The 19,253-nt window shown below is 55.0% G+C and carries 14 protein-coding genes; 5 read left to right on the top strand and 9 right to left on the bottom strand.

Annotated elements, in window-relative coordinates; all coding sequences use genetic code 11:
- Positions 1-149: 149 nt before the first annotated feature.
- Positions 150-509: an antiterminator Q family protein gene (locus WG891_RS00525; protein WP_337261177.1), complete on the bottom strand. Its 360-nt coding sequence runs from the start codon at positions 507-509 to the stop codon at positions 150-152.
- 141 nt (positions 510-650) lie between these two features.
- Here WG891_RS00525 and WG891_RS00520 point away from each other — a divergent pair, with 141 nt between their 5' ends.
- Positions 651-1,361, top strand: coding sequence for an XRE family transcriptional regulator (locus WG891_RS00520; RefSeq protein WP_337261176.1), 711 nt, complete (start codon positions 651-653; stop codon positions 1,359-1,361).
- A 38-nt stretch (positions 1,362-1,399) separates the two neighbouring features.
- Here WG891_RS00520 and cysH read toward each other — a convergent pair whose 3' ends face one another.
- The 3 genes from cysH to cysJ form a co-directional block, all read right to left on the bottom strand.
- Positions 1,400-2,134, bottom strand: a complete 735-nt coding sequence (cysH, locus tag WG891_RS00515) for a phosphoadenosine phosphosulfate reductase (protein ID WP_337261175.1) — start codon at positions 2,132-2,134, stop codon at positions 1,400-1,402.
- A gap of 179 nt (positions 2,135-2,313) precedes the next feature.
- The gene (cysI, locus tag WG891_RS00510) at positions 2,314-4,029 is read right to left on the bottom strand and encodes an assimilatory sulfite reductase (NADPH) hemoprotein subunit (protein ID WP_337261174.1); all 1,716 of its coding nucleotides are present in this window, start codon (positions 4,027-4,029) and stop codon (positions 2,314-2,316) included.
- The gene (gene cysJ, locus WG891_RS00505; RefSeq protein WP_337261173.1) at positions 4,029-5,837 is read right to left on the bottom strand and encodes an NADPH-dependent assimilatory sulfite reductase flavoprotein subunit; all 1,809 of its coding nucleotides are present in this window, start codon (positions 5,835-5,837) and stop codon (positions 4,029-4,031) included. The genes cysI and cysJ overlap by 1 nt, the downstream gene beginning before the upstream one ends.
- Before the next feature lie 422 nt (positions 5,838-6,259).
- On the opposite strand from cysJ, the gene queD reads away from it, so the two are divergent.
- Positions 6,260-6,619, top strand: coding sequence for a 6-carboxytetrahydropterin synthase QueD (gene queD, locus WG891_RS00500; protein WP_337261172.1), 360 nt, complete (start codon positions 6,260-6,262; stop codon positions 6,617-6,619).
- Positions 6,620-6,682: 63 nt separating this feature from the next.
- On the opposite strand, the gene queE is transcribed toward queD, so the two are convergent.
- The gene (queE, locus tag WG891_RS00495) at positions 6,683-7,354 is read right to left on the bottom strand and encodes a 7-carboxy-7-deazaguanine synthase QueE (protein WP_337261171.1); all 672 of its coding nucleotides are present in this window, start codon (positions 7,352-7,354) and stop codon (positions 6,683-6,685) included.
- 444 nt (positions 7,355-7,798) lie between these two features.
- Between queE and hutU the strand changes: the two genes are divergently transcribed.
- The 3 genes from hutU (at position 7,799) to WG891_RS00480 (ending at position 12,576) form a co-directional block, all read left to right on the top strand.
- Positions 7,799-9,490 (top strand): urocanate hydratase, encoded by a 1,692-nt coding sequence (gene hutU / locus WG891_RS00490; RefSeq protein ID WP_337261170.1) that lies wholly within the window; start codon positions 7,799-7,801, stop codon positions 9,488-9,490.
- Positions 9,487-11,022 carry a histidine ammonia-lyase gene (gene hutH / locus WG891_RS00485; RefSeq protein WP_337261169.1) on the top strand — a complete coding sequence of 512 codons (1,536 nt, stop codon included), beginning with the start codon at positions 9,487-9,489 and terminating at the stop codon, positions 11,020-11,022. The genes hutU and hutH overlap by 4 nt, the downstream gene beginning before the upstream one ends.
- Before the next feature lie 165 nt (positions 11,023-11,187).
- On the top strand, positions 11,188-12,576 hold the full coding sequence (locus WG891_RS00480) for an amino acid permease (protein WP_337261168.1): 1,389 nt from the start codon (positions 11,188-11,190) through the stop codon (positions 12,574-12,576).
- Positions 12,577-12,669: 93 nt separating this feature from the next.
- Here WG891_RS00480 and eno read toward each other — a convergent pair whose 3' ends face one another.
- The 4 genes from eno to relA form a co-directional block, all read right to left on the bottom strand.
- Positions 12,670-13,965 (bottom strand): phosphopyruvate hydratase, encoded by a 1,296-nt coding sequence (gene eno, locus WG891_RS00475; protein ID WP_337261167.1) that lies wholly within the window; start codon positions 13,963-13,965, stop codon positions 12,670-12,672.
- Between the two features lie 85 nt (positions 13,966-14,050).
- Positions 14,051-15,688, bottom strand: coding sequence for a glutamine hydrolyzing CTP synthase (pyrG, locus tag WG891_RS00470; protein ID WP_337261166.1), 1,638 nt, complete (start codon positions 15,686-15,688; stop codon positions 14,051-14,053).
- Between the two features lie 346 nt (positions 15,689-16,034).
- Complete coding sequence (mazG, locus tag WG891_RS00465) at positions 16,035-16,847, bottom strand: nucleoside triphosphate pyrophosphohydrolase (RefSeq protein ID WP_337261165.1); 813 nt, start codon at positions 16,845-16,847, stop codon at positions 16,035-16,037.
- A 166-nt stretch (positions 16,848-17,013) separates the two neighbouring features.
- Positions 17,014-19,248: a GTP diphosphokinase gene (relA, locus tag WG891_RS00460; protein ID WP_337261164.1), complete on the bottom strand. Its 2,235-nt coding sequence runs from the start codon at positions 19,246-19,248 to the stop codon at positions 17,014-17,016.
- Between the last annotated feature and the right edge of the window lie 5 nt (positions 19,249-19,253).

Here is a 19,253-nt window from a genome sequence, read left to right as displayed (position 1 = left end):
GCTGAGTTCAAGATACAACTCTTTGACCTTATAGTTGTTACCATACCAGCTAATCTGATTAGATCAACACTTTTTTGTTGTTATTTTTGTTGTGGGTAAAAAAATACCGCCTTGCGGCGGTATCTCGGGAAAGCATGGGGAAAGCATCTTCAAGCGCTCGCTGCAGTCTCGGTATAAGAGAAGATCTGCCCGGCGATGAAGGCCTCGGCGATACGCAACAGATTGGCAACATAGCTCTGTGCTTTACCGATCTCTTTTGCTAAACGGTTCTGGCTGACACGATAAACATAGTGAGCGATAATCAATTTATAAGCCAATAAATCAAAGCGTTTCAGCCCCGCGACGGCTGCATCGATCAACATACCTTCTTTGTCATCAATGCGAGCTCGGTTGGAATTGCTCATCGGCAACGCTTCCTGAAAAGTGATATTTACCGTTGAATATTCAGTTCCCAGATGACAACGAGCCCAGTTGCCCCACGTCTCAAGGCTGTCCTTTACATTGTTCATTTTTGCTCCAATACAGGCTAACTATCGTTGTTGTATATTACATACCTATAGTTGTTTAATCAATATAATCAAGTTGTGCCAACCCTTACAGGTTGTTATTGTGCTTTTTTCATTTATAATCTGGGGAACAGGAGATGAATTATGCAAACTTTAGGTGAACGCTTGGCGAAACGGCGCGAGCAACTCGGCTTGAGCCAAAAAGCCCTGGCAGAAAAAGTGGGGGTCAGTCAGCAGTCCATCAATAAAATCGAGACGGGGCAAACCCGATCGCCACGCAATCTGGAGAAACTGGCAGAATCACTGTCGGTAACATCACAGTGGCTGCTGTTTGGTGAGGGTAATTCAGCGGCAACGTCACCTAAACTCGATGAAATCAAAGAGAGCCGCTTACGCGTCGAAGAGTGGGAGTCGATGGATCAGGATCACAAGGAGTTCATCGATATCCCGGTGCTGGACGTTGAGGCGTCAGCAGGTAGCGGTGCCATGCCCGAAGAGGAAAGGGAAATCTATCGCCTGCCGTTTCGGCGCTATACCCTACGCCGCTTGGGGGTGAATGCCCGTGATGCCCGGGTTGTCAGAGTCATTGGTAATAGCATGGCACCGCTGTTGCGCAGTGGCGATGTGGTGGGGATTGATACCGCGAATCAGTTTCCAATCAATGATGGCGACTATTATGCGATCCGGGATGGGGATTTAATCCGCGTCAAGCAGTTGGTGGCCAAGCCTGATGGTGGGGTGATCATCAAGAGCTTTAATAGCGCTGAATACCCCGATGAGTCTCTGAATCGTCAGGAGTTTGAGCAGCGCATCCATATTATTGGCCGGGTTTTCTGGTCGTCGACTCTCTGGTAAACACAATGAGGGGTTCTCCCCCCTCATTGTCAGCCACCTTACCCCTCGTGCAAGCCACACTCGCGCTTCAGGCCAAAGAAGCGGGTTTCTTCCTCTTTCATGCCCTCTTCCCATTTACGGGTGGTGTGCGTATCACCAACGGATAAGTAGCCTTGTTCCCACAGCGGGTGGTAACTCAGCCCGTGCTCGGTCAGATACTGGTAAATCTGGCGGTTATCCCAATCGATAATCGGCAGGATCTTGAACACGCCGCGTTGCACCGCCAGCACCGGCAGGTTGGCACGGCTGCCGGACTGTTCGCGGCGTAAACCAGCGAACCAGGTCTGCGCGCCCAGCGTTTCCAGCGCGCGGTTCATCGGTTCAACCTTGTTAATCTGATTGTATTTCTCAATCCCCTCAACGCCCTGCTCCCACAGTTTGCCGTAACGTGCTTCCTGCCAGGCCGCTGAATGCTCGGCACGGAACACGTGCAGATTGAGCTGCAGTTTGTCGGCCAGTTGATCGATAAACTGATAGGTCTCTGGGAACAGGTAACCGGTATCGGTCAGGATCACTGGGATATCCGGCTTGATGCGGGTAACCAGATGCAAGCAGACCGCCGCCTGAATACCAAAGCTGGAAGAAAGCACAAATTCACCCGGCAAATGCTCCAGCGCCCATGCGACCCGCTCCTGCGCCGAAAGGTGTTCCAACTGACCATTGACTACCGCCAGTGCCAGCGCCTGCCCTGATTTTGGCAAGGCATTTAGCGCTACCAGATCGAGTTCAGCCATGTTGCTTGCCTCCTGATACTGCTCATTAATCCCCTCACCCCAGCCCTCTCCCCAAAGGAGAGGGAGTAAGGCTGCGCACTTGATAAGTTCCTGATTCCTATTGAACCAGCGAGCTCAAACCGTTCCCTCTTACTCTCGGTGAGGGGGAATATAGACACCCGACTCGAATGTCGCGTTTTTTAATCCCAAAAGTCCCGAGCTGAGTCCACCACCGGCCGGACAATCCCGGCGCGGATCGTGAAATCACCAAACCCCTCGCCCGCGTTGCGTTCTTGTGCCCAACGACCGACCAACTGATCGATCTCCTGCAGGATGTCGGCTTCGTTAATGTTCTCACGGTACATGCGTGGAATGCGCGTCCCCTCACGGTTACCGCCAAGGTGCAGGTTGTAACGGCCAATCGCTTTGCCCACCAGGCCAATCTCTGCCAGCAACGCACGGCCACAGCCGTTCGGGCAACCGGTGATACGCAACACAATATGCTCATCGCCAACGCCATGCTGCTGCATAATGCCTTCAACTTTAGTAACAAACTCCGGCAGGAAACGTTCGGCTTCGGCCATCGCCAGCGGGCAGGTGGGATAAGAGACGCAGGCCATTGAGTTTTTGCGTTGCTCACTGACCGCATCGTCGATCAAGCCATGTTTACGCGCCAACGCTTCGATCTTCGCCTTCTCACTCTCTTGCACGCCAGCCACGATCAGGTTCTGGTTGGCCGTCAGGCGGAAATCCCCTTTGTGGATCTTGGCGATCTCGGCCATGCCGGTTTTCAGCGGGCGCCCTGGGTAATCCAGCAGGCGGCCGTTCTCAATAAACAGCGTTAAGTGCCACTGGTTATCAATGCCTTTCACCCAACCGATACGATCGCCGCGGCCGGTAAATTCATACGGGCGTACCGGCTCAAAGGTGATACCGGCGCGTTTTTCCACTTCGGCGCGGAAGGTGTCGACACCGACACGCTCCAGCGTGTATTTGGTTTTGGCATTCTTGCGATCGGTACGGTTGCCCCAATCGCGCTGGGTCGTAACCACCGCCTCAGCCACTGCCAGCGTGTGCTCCAGCGGGATGTAACCGAATTCACTCGCCTTGCGCGCATAGGTTTTCTTATTACCGTGTTCGATCGACAGGCCACCGCCCACCAACAGGTTAAAGCCCACCAACGTGCCGTTTTTGGCGATCGCCACAAAGTTCATGTCATTGGCGTGCAGATCGACATCGTTTTGCGGCGGGATCACCACCGTAGTTTTAAACTTGCGCGGCAGATAGGTGGCCCCGAGGATCGGCTCTTCATCGGTGGTCGCAATCTTTTCCTGATCTAACCACACTTCGGCATAGGCACGGGTGCGCGGTAACAGGTGCTCAGAGATTTTCTTCGCCCACTCGTAGGCTTGCAGATGCAGTTCAGACTCTACCGGATTCGAGGTACACAGCACGTTGCGATTCACATCATTGGCGGTGGCCAATGCGTCCAGCCCCAAGCGGTTCAGCAACTGGTGGGCCGGTTTCACATTGCCTTTCAGGATGCCGTGGAACTGGAACGTCTGGCGGTTAGTAATACGGATGCTGCCGTACAGGGTGCTTTCCTGCGCAAATTTATCGATGCCCAGCCACTGCTGCGGGGTGATAATTCCCCCTGGCAGGCGGCAGCGCAGCATCATAGCGTGGCGCGGCTCCAGTTTTTGCTCGGCACGCTCAGCACGAATATCACGATCGTCCTGCTGGTACATGCCGTGGAAACGGATCAGCAGGAAGTTGTCGCCGTTAAAGCCGCCGGTCAGGCCGTCTTTTAAGTCCTCCGCAATGGTACCGCGCAGGAAGTTGCTCTCTTTCTTCAAGCGCTCGGCATCGGCCAATTTGCCTTCAACCACCAGAGGCCCAGGGTGTTTATCACTCATCAGTAAACATCTCGCTGATAACGGCGCTCAAGGCGCAGCTCACTTAAAAATTCATCTGCCTGCTCGGTATCCATACCACCGTGCTCGGCCACCAGTGCTAATAATGTGTTTTCAACGTCTTTCGCCATGCGGTTGGCATCGCCACAGACATAAATATGGGCACCTTGCTGGATCCAGCGCCAGACTTCTGCACCCTGTTCGCGCAGTTTGTCCTGCACGTAGACTTTATGCTGCTGATCGCGCGACCAGGCCAGATCGATACGGGTCAGTAAGCCGTCTTTCACATAGCGTTGCCATTCAACCTGATACAGAAAATCTTCGGTAAAATGCGGGTTGCCGAAAAACAGCCAGTTTTTCCCCGTCGCGCTATCGGCCTCACGCTGCTGCATAAAGGCGCGGAACGGCGCAATACCGGTGCCAGGGCCGATCATGATCACCGGCGTTTCAGGGTTGGCTGGCAGACGGAAGTTGTCGTTATGTTCGATAAACACCCGCAGTTCGCCCTCTTCTTCCAGACGATCCGCCAGGAAGCTGGAAGCGCCACCGGCACGGGCACGGCCATCGATGTCGTAACGCACTACCCCCACGGTAATATGCACTTCGTTTTCATTCTCTGCCTGAGAAGAGGCGATCGAATACAAACGTGGCGTTAACGGGCGCAACAGACCCATCAATTGCTCAGCGTGCAAATCCGCCGGAGCCTGGCGCACCATGTCAACAATCGGCGTATTGTGCGCGTAGTGTTGCAGCTTGGATTTATCGGCCAGCAGGCCAATCAGTTTTTCATCGCGTGATAGCGCAGCGTATTTTTCCACAATGAGTGTGGTGTTCTGCGTCAGTTCGAAGTGGGTGCGCAACGCCTCGCGCAGCGGCAGGGTGTTACCTTCTACCGCAACCGATTCGTCCCCCTTCAGCCACAGCAACTGCACCAATTCGTCCACCAATTGCGGATCGTTATCAAACCAGACACCCAACGCGTCCCCCGGTTGATAACGCAAACCGGAATCCCCTAAGTCGATCTCGATATGGCGCACATCTTTATCTGAGCCACGGCCGGTAATCTTTTGCTTCACCGCCAGTTGCGCGGTCAGTGGCTGCTCTTTGCTGTAAAGACTGCTGCTGTGCAGATCGGCAGCACCGCTCGCTAATAGGCTTGGCGCACTACCTTCTGCTGGCGCTCGCCCCTTCAGCACCTCCACCACCTGCTTGCGCCAGGCGCTTGCCAGCTCTTGGTATTCCACATCGGCATCAATGCGTTCAACCAGCCGCTCAGCGCCCAGCTCGGCCAGCTTGGCATCAAAGTCTTTACCGGATTGGCAGAAGTTCTCGTAAGAGGTGTCGCCCAAACCGAATACGGCAAAGGCGGTGTCGGTGAGTTTTGGTGCTTTTTTGGAATGCAGGAATTTATGCAGAGCCACGGCTTCTTCCGCCGGTTCGCCTTCTCCTTGCGTCGAGGCGATGAGCACCAGCAAGCGTTCCTGAGCGATTTGTTTGAACTTGTAGTCACCCGCATTCACCAAGGTGACGCTCAGTTTAGCCGCTAGCAGATCGTCACGCAGCTGTTCCGCCAACCGGCGCGCATTGCCGGTCTGTGAGGCAGAGATCAGGGTAATGCTGGCCGCCGCCGCGGCAGCAGGTACAACCGCGGTGCTGGCGACAGCTCCCGGTTGCTGATTAACCATTCCCCAGAAATAGCCGGACAACCACGCCAGTTGCGTGGGTGAATACTCACCAATCGCGGCCTGGAGGCGTGCCAACTGTTCGGGTGTCAGCGGGAGCAAAGATGTTGGGGGAACCTGAGTCGTCATCGCAGTACGGATATCCTATGCTTAGCCAGTGTCAGTCGCTGTATTGTCGTTATTTGTAGATCAGGAGAGTTTGTAAGGTTACCGAGCGTCATTGCAACGATTAAATAAGGGATAGCAATAAATAATAACCAAAATGACTAAGCTGTTTTTCTGGTAAGTGATAACGCTTAAAGCACTAAGAGAGTTTTTTTATCACCATGAAAGTAAAACACTTTTTTTACTCTTTTTTGCATGAAGCGGATTTAGGGTTAACGACCTCATCCGATAAGCACTGCGCCGACCAAACAAAAAAAGTGTTAACCCCACCGATGGCTGAGCCACAGCGGTTTGAAAGAGCAAGGTGGGAAGAAGGGTATAAATGGTAAGCAAAGCCGCTTTTCGCTACACTGTGCGGCGTTTTTAGAATCAATGAGGCCAAAATAATGGCAACCACGCTGTTTAAAGATTTTCTATTTGAAGCTGCCCATCGTTTGCCGCATGTCCCTGAAGGCCATAAGTGTGGCCGCCTGCATGGGCATTCATTTATGGTGAGCTTGGAAGTCACGGGTGAAGTGGATGCACACACCGGTTGGGTAATGGATTTTGCCGAACTGAAGGCGGCGTTTGAGCCAATTTGGCAACGCCTGGACCACCATTATCTGAACGATATTCCCGGATTGGAAAATCCCACCAGCGAAGTCCTGGCCGCCTGGATCTGGCAGCAACTCAAACCGCAGCTGCCGGAATTGACGGCGGTGATGGTGAAAGAAACCTGTACCGCAGGCTGTGTGTATAAAGGCTGAAAGATGAAAGCACAGAGTGAGGGGCTTTCGTTCCCTCACCCTCTTTCCTCACATTGGCAAATCTCAGGCAATATTCAAATACTTATGCGTCTGCATCGAAAGCCGCCAGTTGCGGGCGATGCAGGTGGCAATACACAAACGCGTCGCCTCTTCTTTCTGGCTGATCGGCTGCAACGCGATAATACGGCGTTTTTCATCCTGCAGCGTTGCCAGTAACTCATCCAATGCATCAATATCACGCTCGCGCCCGACCGGATGTTTGATCTCATCAGCACGCATCAGCGCCTGTGGCAAGACGGTCAACCCCCCACGCATCTTCACTTTTGGTGAAACCGTCACCCAGGTGGTAGGCGAACAGAGGATCTCATGGGTACCGCTGGTTTCGATCTGGCAGCCATAGCCACTGTTTTCAAACAACGTGGTCAGCGGGATCAGATCGTAGATGCAGGGTTCACCACCGGTAATCACAATATGGCGGGCGGTGTAACCTTGCTGCTGGATCATCTCAAGCAGCTGTTCGGCGCTGGCGCTGCCCCAGGCATCGCTCTCGGCGGTTTTCACCAGGATCCGCTGCATATCCACTTCCCGATCGGCATCCTTTTCCCAGGTGTGCTTGGTATCGCACCAGCTACACCCCACCGGGCAGCCCTGCAGGCGGATAAAAATAGCCGGAACGCCGGTAAAATAGCCTTCACCTTGCAAGGTTTGGAACATTTCGTTAATCGGATACTGCATTGGCTTCTCAATCTGGCAGGGTAAAAGGGTATTATCGCAGATTTCAAATTATGCGCCACAGCGCTGCCCAGCGTTGGGCCTGCGAATCCTGGCTGCCCCCAGCTACGATATGGCTCTTTTATGACCACGCATCTAACTTGTAATGGGTATGTAAAATTATTGTGATTTAACGCTCAAAAATGACGCAATTTTAATTCATTTTTGTCTGGTAGCTCACTATTTTTCTGGGCTAAACCCATGGTTTTCCCACTCATTTCTAAGCTAGTTGATTGATTAAAAAAAGAAATCACTTTTTCTTATGGCATTTTCCTCGCTGACTGGTCAGTGTTGCATATGCTTGTACATACAAGTATATGTTAATTATCCCGACGCATTGTTATGACATGGTGAGTGATCTACTGCTGCGTCATAAAATTTGTACCGATACTGTTTGAGGAAATAGCTGTGACTGCAAATAACAAAGTTCGCAACGTCGATATACGCGCTCCCCGCGGCACACAATTAAATGCCAAGAGCTGGCTGACCGAAGCCCCCCTGCGTATGCTAATGAACAATCTCGATCCTGAGGTAGCGGAAAATCCGCACGAGCTAGTGGTGTACGGCGGTATCGGCCGCGCTGCCCGTGATTGGGATTGCTACGACAAGATTGTCGAAACCCTCAAAAAACTGGAAGACGACGAAACCCTGCTGGTGCAGTCCGGCAAGCCGGTCGGCGTATTCAAAACTCACAGCAATGCCCCGCGCGTGCTGATCGCCAACTCTAACCTGGTGCCCCATTGGGCGACCTGGGAGCACTTCAACGAACTGGATGCCAAGGGCCTGGCGATGTACGGCCAGATGACCGCAGGCAGTTGGATCTACATCGGCAGCCAGGGCATCGTGCAAGGCACTTATGAAACCTTCGTCGAAGCAGGCCGCCAGCATTACAACGGCAGCCTGCAGGGCCGCTGGGTATTAACCGCTGGCCTGGGTGGCATGGGCGGCGCACAGCCACTGGCCGCCACGCTGGCTGGCGCTTGCTCGCTGAACATCGAATGTCAGCAGAGCCGCATCGATTTCCGCCTGAAAACCCGCTACGTCGATGAGCAGGCTACCGATCTGGACGACGCACTGGCGCGTATCAAGCGCTACACCGCCGAGGGCAAAGCCATCTCCATCGCGCTGTGTGGCAATGCGGCAGAGATCCTGCCGGAGTTGGTCAAACTCGGCGTACGCCCGGATATGGTTACCGATCAGACCAGCGCCCACGATCCGCTCAACGGTTACCTGCCGAAAGGCTGGAACTGGGAAGAATATCGCCGCCGTGCGCAGACTGAACCTGCGCTGGTGGTCAAAGCGGCCAAACAATCGATGGCCGAACATGTTGAAGCGATGCTGGCATTCCAGAAAATGGGCGTGCCGACCTTCGACTATGGCAACAACATCCGCCAGATGGCAAAAGAGATGGGTGTCAGCAATGCCTTCGATTTCCCAGGCTTTGTTCCGGCGTATATCCGCCCGCTGTTCTGCCGCGGCGTCGGTCCGTTCCGCTGGGCGGCACTGTCTGGCGATCCGCAGGATGTCTTTAAGACCGATGCCATGGTGAAAGAGCTGATCCCAGACGATGAGCATCTGCATCGCTGGTTGGACATGGCGCGTGAGCGCATCAGCTTCCAGGGCTTGCCGGCACGTATCTGCTGGGTTGGCCTGGGCCAACGCGCCAAGCTGGGGCTGGCGTTCAATGAAATGGTGCGCCGTGGCGAACTGTCCGCGCCAATCGTCATTGGCCGCGATCATCTGGATTCCGGTTCAGTATCCAGCCCGAACCGCGAAACCGAAGCGATGAAAGACGGCTCAGACGCAGTATCTGACTGGCCGCTGCTCAATGCCCTGCTGAATACCGCCAGCGGTGCAACCTGGGTTTCTCTGCACCACGGTGGGGGCGTCGGTATGGGCTTCTCGCAGCATTCCGGGATGGTGATCGTCTGTGACGGTACCGACGAAGCCGCTGAGCGTATCGCCCGCGTACTGCATAACGATCCGGCCACCGGCGTGATGCGCCATGCCGATGCAGGCTATGATATTGCTATCGATTGTGCACGTGAGCAGGGCCTCAACCTGCCAATGGTCGCGGCCACTCAGGGAGACAAAGCATGAAAGCGCTGACTATCCGCCCAGGAAAACTGACACTTGCCGAGCTGCGCCAGGTTTATCAACATCCGGTGAAGCTGACACTGGACGACAATGCCTATGGCGCGATCCAAAAAAGCGTGGCCTGTGTAGAGCGCATTGTGGCAGAAAACCGTACCACCTACGGCATCAACACCGGCTTTGGCCTACTGGCCTCAACCCGCATCGCCCGCGAAGATTTGGAAAACTTGCAGCGTTCCATCGTGCTTTCACATGCGGCCGGAGTGGGGGCAGCCACCGACGACAGCCTGGTGCGCCTGATCATGGTGCTGAAGATCAACAGCCTGTCACGCGGTTTTTCCGGCATCCGCCTGGAAGTGATTCAGGCATTGATGGCCCTGGTGAACGCCGAAGTCTATCCACATATCCCGCTAAAAGGCTCTGTCGGTGCTTCCGGCGATCTGGCCCCGCTGGCGCACATGAGCCTGGTATTGCTGGGTGAAGGCAAGGCCCGTTATCAGGGCGAATGGTTGCCAGCCGTTGAGGCGCTGGCCAAAGCAGGCCTGAAGCCGATTCAGCTTGCCGCCAAAGAAGGACTAGCCCTGCTGAACGGCACACAGGTCTCCGCCGCCTTTGCCCTACGCGGCCTGTTTGATGCAGAAGATTTATACGCGGCAGCCACCGTGACCGGCAGCCTGACGGTAGAAGCAGCATTAGGTTCTCGCAGCCCGTTCGATGCTCGAATCCACGAAGTGCGCGGCCAGCGCGGCCAGATCGACGCCGCCGCGGCCTATCGCCACCTGTTGGGCCAACGCAGCGCCGTATCCGATTCACACCAGAACTGTGAGAAGGTGCAAGATCCCTACTCTCTGCGCTGCCAGCCGCAGGTGATGGGGGCGTGCCTGACGCAGATCCGCAATGCGGCAGAGGTGCTGGAGATCGAAGCCAACGCGGTTTCCGATAACCCGCTGGTATTTGCCGAACAGGGCGATGTGCTCTCCGGCGGTAACTTCCACGCCGAGCCGGTAGCCATGGCCGCCGATAACCTGGCGTTGGCATTCGCCGAAATCGGTTCGCTCACCGAACGCCGTATTTCCTTGATGATGGATAAACACATGTCGCAGCTACCGCCCTTCCTGGTAGATAACGGCGGCGTGAACTCAGGCTTTATGATCGCTCAGGTCACGGCAGCAGCCTTGACCAGCGAGAACAAAGCGCTGGCCCACCCGGCCAGCGTCGACAGTATTCCCACCTCTGCCAACCAGGAAGACCACGTTTCCATGGCACCGGCCGCTGGCCGCCGCCTGTGGGAAATGGCCGATAACGTGCGCGGTATCCTGGCGGTGGAATGGTTGGCGGCCTGTCAGGGGCTGGATCTGCGCAAAGGCCTGCAAACCACCGAAGGCCTGGAGCAGGCACGCCGCCTGCTGCGCGAACATGTCAGTTACTACGATAAGGATCGGTTCTTCGCCCCCGATATCGAAGCTGCAAGTCAGTTGTTGGCGGCAGGTCACCTGACATCGCTGATGCCCGCGGCGCTGTTGCCTAGCCAGGCATAGCCGTTTCTTTACACGCCTAATGGGTTTCAAATCGCAGAAAACAACACTGCGGTTTGAAAAACAGAGGGATATACCCTACAAGTTCGTACTCTGTCCCACCGGGTTCGTTCCCCCGGTGTGGGCAGTGCTGCCTGTCCGACAACAACTCTAAAACGGGGAAGCAACATGCGTAACGAAAAAACTCAACTCCGGCGTGGCTTGAACGCACGTCACATTCGCTTTATGGCCTTAGGTTCCGCTATTGGCACCGGGCTGTTTTACGGTTCGGCAGGCGCTATCCAACTGGCCGGCCCCGCCGTGCTGTTGGCCTATCTGGTCGGCGGCGCAGCCGTGTTTATGGTCATGCGTGCGCTGGGGGAGATGGCAGTTCATCAGCCGGTTTCCGGTTCCTTCGGCCACTATGCCAGCCACTATCTTGGCCCATTGGCCGGGTTTCTCACCGGCTGGACCTACACCTTCGAAATGGTGATCGTCGCCCTGGCCGATGTCACAGCCTTCGGCATCTATATGGGGCTGTGGTTCCCGGATGTCGCGCAGTGGGTCTGGGTACTGAGCATCATTATGTTTATCGGTGCACTCAACATGTGCAACGTCAAAGTATTCGGTGAAATGGAGTTCTGGCTTTCGCTGGTGAAAGTCGCGGCAATTGTGGCGATGATCGTCGGCGGCGCGGCGGTGATGATGTTCGGCTTCGGCCAGTCACATGAAGCCACCGGCTTTAGCAACCTGTGGCAACACGGTGGCTTTATGCCCAACGGCATTGGCGGCGTCGTCGCTTCGCTGGCCGTGGTGATGTTTGCCTTCGGCGGTATTGAAATTATCGGGATTACCGCCAGCGAAGCCAAAGATCCGGCCACCGTCTTGCCGAAAGCCATCAACTCCGTGCCGATACGCATACTGTTATTCTACGTATTGACCCTACTGGTGCTGATGGCGATTTATCCGTGGAACAGCATCGGCCAGAAAGGCAGCCCGTTCGTGGAGATCTTCAGTAATCTGGGCATCAGCTCCGCCGCTAACGTGTTGAACGTCGTGGTGATCACCGCCGCCATCTCCGCCATCAACAGCGACATCTTTGGTGCAGGCCGCATGATGTACGGTATGGCCAGCGACGGCCAGGCGCCGAAAAGCTTCTCCAAGCTGACTTCCAGCGGTGTACCTTGGATGACGGTGCTGGTGATGTCCATCGCGCTGCTGCTGGCGGTGGTGCTCAACTATTTCATCCCGAAACAGATCTTTATGATCATTGCGTCGATCGCCACCTTTGCCACCGTTTGGGTGTGGCTGATGATCCTGCTGTCGCAGATCGCCATGCGCCGCACGCTCACCAAAGAAGAAGTCAGCCAACTGAGCTTCCCGGTGCCCTGGTGGCCAGTCGCTCCCGCGGTAGCAACGGCGTTTATGGTGTTTGTGATCGGGCTGCTGGGTTACTTCGAGGAAAGCCGCATCGCACTGTATGTCGGCCTGGTCTGGGTCGCCTTACTCACCCTGGCTTACTGGCTGTGGGTGCGGAAGAAAGCGCCATCCGCCGTGGCCTCAGCGCAGAACCTGTAAGCGCCACGTTCGCGGTTCACGTCATAAAAAAACGGGGAGTGCCCTAAGCACTCCCCGTGAATAATTTACCAACAAACCAAACCGTTATGACGATTACTGACCTTTAACTTCTTTCAGGCCATTAAACGGTGCGCGGCTACCCAGCGCTTCTTCGATACGGATCAGTTGGTTGTACTTCGCTACACGGTCAGAACGGCTCATAGAACCGGTTTTGATCTGGCCAGCCGCAGTACCTACCGCCAGGTCAGCGATGGTAGCGTCTTCGGTTTCACCTGAACGGTGAGAGATCACCGCGGTGTAACCTGCGTCTTTCGCCATCTTGATCGCCGCCAGAGTTTCGGTCAGAGAACCGATCTGGTTGAATTTGATCAGAATGGAGTTCGCGATGCCTTTCTCGATGCCTTCTTTCAGGATCTTGGTGTTGGTTACGAACAGATCGTCACCTACCAGTTGGATCTTGTCGCCCAGCACTTTGGTCTGGTAAGCGAAGCCATCCCAGTCAGACTCGTCCAGACCGTCTTCGATAGAAACGATCGGGTACTGTTTGGTCAGGTCTTCCAGGAAGTGAGTGAACTCTTCAGAAGTGAAGGCTTTGTTGCCTTCGCCAGCCAGCACGTATTTGCCGTCTTTGTAGAATTCAGAGGCTGCACAGTCCATGGCCAGAGTAACGTCTTTACCCAGCTCGTAACCTGCTGCTTTCACTGCTTCAGCGATAACAGCCAGAGCTTCGGCGTTAGAACCCAGGTTTGGCGCATAGCCACCTTCGTCACCCACCGCCGTGTTCATGCCTTTGGCTTTCAGCACTTTTGCCAGGTGATGGAACACTTCAGAACCCATACGTACGGCTTCTTTCAGGGTTTTCGCGCCCACTGGCTGAATCATGAATTCCTGAATGTCGACGTTGTTGTCAGCGTGCTCGCCACCGTTGATGATGTTCATCATTGGCAGAGGCATAGAGAATTTGCCTGGGGTGCCGTTCAGTTCAGCGATGTGCTCATACAGCGGCATGCCTTTGGAAGCAGCAGCAGCTTTGGCAGCGGCCAGAGAAACCGCCAGAATAGCGTTAGCGCCGAAATTGGATTTGTTCTCAGTGCCGTCCAGGTCGATCATGATCTTATCGATGTTAGCCTGGTCTTTGGCATCTTTACCCAGCACAGCCTGAGCAATTGGGCCATTAACGGCAGCAACCGCTTTCAGTACGCCTTTACCCAGGAAACGAGACTTGTCACCGTCACGCAGTTCCAGTGCTTCACGGGAACCGGTAGAAGCCCCTGACGGCGCTGCAGCCAGACCGACGAAACCGCCTTCCAGATGAACTTCGGCTTCAACAGTTGGATTGCCGCGTGAGTCGATGATTTCACGGCCGATGACTTTCACAATTTTGGACATATGGGTTTTCCTCAAGTCACAAGTTAGACTAAAACTCCAGACAAACAACGCGCGGTTTTGGCCGCGCGTTGCTGACTAAAAACGCTTATTTCGCCTGACGCTTCTGATACTCACCCGCCGCTTTGACAAAGCCGGCAAACAACGGATGCCCATCACGCGGCGTCGACGTAAATTCCGGGTGGAACTGGCAAGCGACAAACCACGGATGGTTCGGCAGCTCGATAATCTCAACCAGCTTGTTATCCGCAGAACGGCCAGCAACGCGTAAACCCGCGGCCTCGATCGGCTTCAACAGCATGTTGTTCACTTCATAACGGTGGCGATGGCGCTCAACGATGGTTGGTTCACCGTACATTTGGCGCACCAGGCTGTTGTCGGTCAGATGGCATTGCTGCCCGCCGACGCGCATCGTGCCGCCCAAATCGCTTTCTTCGCTGCGCACTTCAACGTTGCCGTCTTCATCACGCCATTCGGTGATTAACGCCACCACCGGGTACTTGCAGTCTGGCACAAATTCGGTGGAGTTGGCATTCGCCATACCCGCAACGTTACGGGCAAACTCGATCAGCGCCACCTGCATACCCAGGCAAATACCCAGATAAGGGATGTTATTTTCACGCGCATACTGCGCGGTCATCACCTTACCTTCAACGCCACGGTAACCGAAGCCGCCAGGGATCAGAATTGCGTCCAGCCCTTTCAGAACTTCCACACCGCGAGTTTCCACATCCTGCGAATCGATCAGGCGGATATTGACGGTCAAACGGTTTTTCAGGCCACCGTGCTTCAGCGCTTCAATCACCGACTTGTAGGCATCCGGCAATTCGACATATTTGCCGACCATGCCGATGGTCACTTCGCCGCCTGGATTGGCTTCTTCATAAACCACCTGCTCCCACTCACCCAGGTTGGCTTCCGGTGCATTGAGGCTGAATCGTTTACAAATATAGTCGTCCAGCCCTTGCGATTTCAACAGTCCTGGGATTTTATAAATAGAATCAATATCTTTCAGCGAGATAACCGCTTTTTCCGGCACATTACAGAACAGGGCGATTTTCGCGCGCTCGTTGGCAGGCACGGTGCGATCAGAGCGGCAGATCAGCACATCCGGCTGAATACCGATGGAGAGCAGCTCTTTGACAGAATGCTGGGTCGGCTTGGTTTTCACTTCACCGGCCGCCGCCAGGTACGGGACCAACGTCAGGTGCATGTACAGCGTATGCTCACGGCCCACTTCAACCGCCATCTGACGAATCGCTTCCAGGAACGGCAGGGACTCGATATCCCCCACGGTGCCGCCGATCTCCACCAGCACCACATCGTGGCCTTCGCCGCCTTCGATGATGCGTTCTTTAATGGCATTGGTGATGTGCGGGATAACCTGTACGGTGGCGCCCAGATAGTCGCCACGGCGCTCTTTGCGCAGAACGTCGGAGTAGATACGGCCGGTAGTGAAGTTGTTACGACGCGTCATTTTGGTGCGGATGAAGCGCTCGTAGTGGCCCAGATCCAGATCGGTTTCTGCGCCGTCTTCGGTGACGAAAACTTCCCCATGCTGAATCGGGCTCATGGTGCCCGGATCCACGTTGATGTACGGGTCCAGTTTCATGATGGTAACGTTGAGGCCACGGGCTTCGAGAATAGCCGCCAAAGAGGCTGCGGCAATGCCTTTACCCAGAGAGGAAACGACCCCGCCGGTCACAAAAATATAATTAGTTGTCATGCTGAACCTGAGAGTTTAGGTTTAAAGACGATGGAAGAACCAGGACGGGAAAGTAGTATACCCGAACCTCTCCAGACCTACAAACGATCGTTTTGCCATCCATCATCTCTGTCACCGCCGTGAGTTCATCCAGGTTTAGTCAGCCAGCATCACTCTCTCTGCCTTTTTAAAACAATAGGTTAGCTTGAAATTTTGTCGGTAAACTGCCTTCTGGCGTAATAAAACACCTTACAATTCAGTTTGTTGACTTTTCTGCCACACAATGTGCAATTCAGCAAGATAGGGCTGCGAGCTTAACCGTTTCAGCGAGAGCAAACCTTGTTGCCGATCAAACAAGTGATGTGCTTTAGCCCTCAGGCCCTGATGAGTTTTCCTGTTGTTTCACCTGTTGCCACACCTCTTCCATCTGTTCCAGCGTGGCCTGTTCCATCTTCAACCCGCGCTGTTGCACTATCGCCTCAACCTGGCGAAAACGGCGTTCGAACTTGCGGTTGGCGGCCTGCAAGGCACTCTCCGCCTTATGGCCGAGATGGCGGGAAAGATTGACCGTGGCAAACAGCAGATCGCCAATCTCCTCTTCCAGCTTCTGCTCGTCCACCACCGCCTGCTGCGCTTCGTGCATCACTTCGTCGATCTCTTCGTACACCTTGTCCAGCACCGGTCCCAGCGTATGCCAGTCGAAACCGACCGTTGCACAGCGCTTCTGGATCTTATGGGCTTTCATCAGCGCGGGCAACGCACTGGGGATATCATCCAGCACCGAATGCAGCGCCTTCTCCGCGCGCTCGCCGGCCTTCAGTTGCTCCCAACGGGCGGAAACCGCTTCGCTGTCGGCGGCGTCGGCTTCACCAAAAATATGCGGGTGGCGGCGCTCCAGTTTGTCGCTGATAGCGTTGCAGATCTGGTCGAAATCAAACAGCCCCTGCTCTTGCCCCATCTGGGCATAAAACACCACCTGGAACAGCAGATCGCCCAGCTCATCGCGCAGATCGGCATAATCCTGGCGTTCGATGGCGTCCAGCACTTCGTAGGTTTCTTCCAGCGTATAGGGTGCGATCGTCGCAAAGGTCTGTTGGCGATCCCAGGGGCAACCCGACTGTGGATCGCGCAAGGTTTTCATAATGGTCAGCAGGCGTTGCAACGGGGTGGATTGGATCATCTTGAAATCTCTGACAAAAGAATAGGCACAAAATATTATGCCCACATGGAGAGAATACCTAATGGATTTCGAGATGCACACAGGCAACAAGAACCTTTACCAAGCCCACGGATGGACCTGGTAAAGGTTCGCAGCCAACAACGATGCGGCTTGAAAGACGAAGGATTTAGCTGCCATGTAAGCGTTTGGCGTCAATCACATCCGGCAACTGATTCAGCTTGGCTAACACGCGCCCCAGCACCTGCTGGTTGTAGATCTCGATATCCATATCAATGGTGGCCAACTGCTTTTTGGTATCACTCCTGCTGGCAACGCCCAGCACGTTGACCTTCTCGTTAGCCAGGATCGTGGTGATATCACGCAGCAAACCGCTGCGATCGTTCGCAACCACGCGCACCACCAGCGAATAACCGCTGGAGTAGCTTTCCCCCCACACCGCGTCAACGATACGCTCTGGCGCATGAGATTGCAGATCGGCCAGTTGATCGCAATCTGCCCGGTGGATCGAAATCCCCCGCCCCTGAGTGATAAAACCAACAATGTCGTCGCCCGGGATCGGCTGGCAACAGCGAGCAATGTGGTGCATCAGATTGCCGACACCTTCCACCACCACGCGGCCATTGTCTTTATTGCGCGCCGCTGCAGCTGGCGCTTTCTGCTGAGTCAACTGACGCAGCGCCTGGCGATCCTGCTCTTCGGCACTCGGTTTATTGAGCTTACCCTGCAGGAAATTCACCATCTGATTCAGGCGGATATCCCCACCGCCAATCCCAGCCAGCACTTCGTCCAGCGAGTTGACGTTATAGCGTGGGATCAACAGCTTTTCGGCCTCTTTCAGGCTGATACCGAGATGTTCCAGCTCATTGTCCAGCATCTGCCGCCCAGCCAGGATGTTTTTGTCGCGATCCTGCTTGCGGAACCAGTTGTGGATCTTCGAGCGCCCACGGCTGGTGGTGATATAGCCGAGGTTCGGGTTCAGCCAGTCGCGGCTTGGGTTCGGCTGTTTCTGGGTGATCACTTCAACCTGATCGCCCATCTGCAACTGATAGGTAAAGGGCACGATACGGCCGCCAATCTTGGCACCGATACAGCGGTGGCCGACATCGCTGTGAATATGGTAGGCAAAGTCCAGCGGCGTAGAGCCCGCTGGCAGATCGATAACATCGCCCTTCGGGGTAAACACGTAGACCCGATCGTCAAACACCTGGCTGCGCACTTCGTCGAGCATTTCGCCCGAGTCCGCCATCTCTTCCTGCCAGGCGATCAGCTTACGCAGCCAGGCAATGCGCTCTTCGTAGCCGGAACGGGCGGTAACGACCGCGCCCTCTTTGTATTTCCAGTGCGCGGCAACGCCCAGTTCGGCATCTTCGTGCATCTGGCGGGTGCGGATCTGGATTTCCAGCGTTTTACCGCGCGGCCCTAGCACGACGGTATGAATGGACTGATAACCGTTCGGCTTCGGGTTAGCGACGTAGTCGTCGAACTCATCGGGCAGATGGCGGAAATGAGTATGCACGATGCCCAAAGCGGCATAGCAATCCTGCAAACGTTCTACTACCACCCGCACCGCACGCACATCGAACAGTTCGTCAAACGCCAGTGACTTTTTCTGCATCTTGCGCCAGATGCTGTAGATATGTTTCGGACGGCCATAGATTTCGGCCTTGACGCCTTCGTCCCCCATCGCTTTTTGCAGTGAAGCGACAAAATCATCAATAAACTGTTCACGATCGATGCGGCGTTCGTGCAGCAGTTTGGCAATGCGCTTGTATTCATCCGGGTGCAGATAGCGGAAGCAGAAATCCTCCAGCTCCCATTTCAACTGGCCGATCCCCAGACGATTGGCCAACGGTGCGTAGATGTTGAAACACTCTTTGGCCGCCAGCACGCGTTCATCTTCCGGCGCATCTTTGACTTCACGCAGATGGGCAATCCGCTCCGCCAGCTTGATCACCACGCAGCGGAAATCTTCCACCATCGCCAACAGCATGCGGCGCACGTTGTCGACCTGTTCGGAACCCATGGAGTCGTTATGCGTGGCCTTCAACTGGCGAATGGCGTCCATATCGCGCACGCCGTGCACCAGCGAGGTGATGCCGGAGCCAAAGGCTTCGGTCAGGGTGGCTTCCGGCACGATGCCAGCGTCCACCAGCGGGAACAACAGCGCAGCACGCATGCTGTCGTTGTCCATGCTGAGGGTCGAGAGAATTTCCACCATTTCCACGCCGCGCCACAGCAACAAGGGGGCATCAGAGTGACTTTGGGTCTGCTGCTCGCAGTAGCGCCAGGTTGCGGCTAATCGCTCACATGACTGCGGGTTAGGTAGCCCCAGGCTGGCAATCCAATCATCGAGAGCAAATTCCCCCGCCTTATTCAGATGTGCACTTCTTACCGCAACCATAACTT

The sequence above is a fragment of the Serratia sp. MMO-28 genome, assembly GCF_037199905.1.
Lineage (GTDB): Bacteria > Pseudomonadota > Gammaproteobacteria > Enterobacterales > Enterobacteriaceae > Chania > Chania oryzae.
Note: the sequence above shows the minus strand (reverse complement) of the source record. Positions and strands in the feature narration are given on the sequence as shown.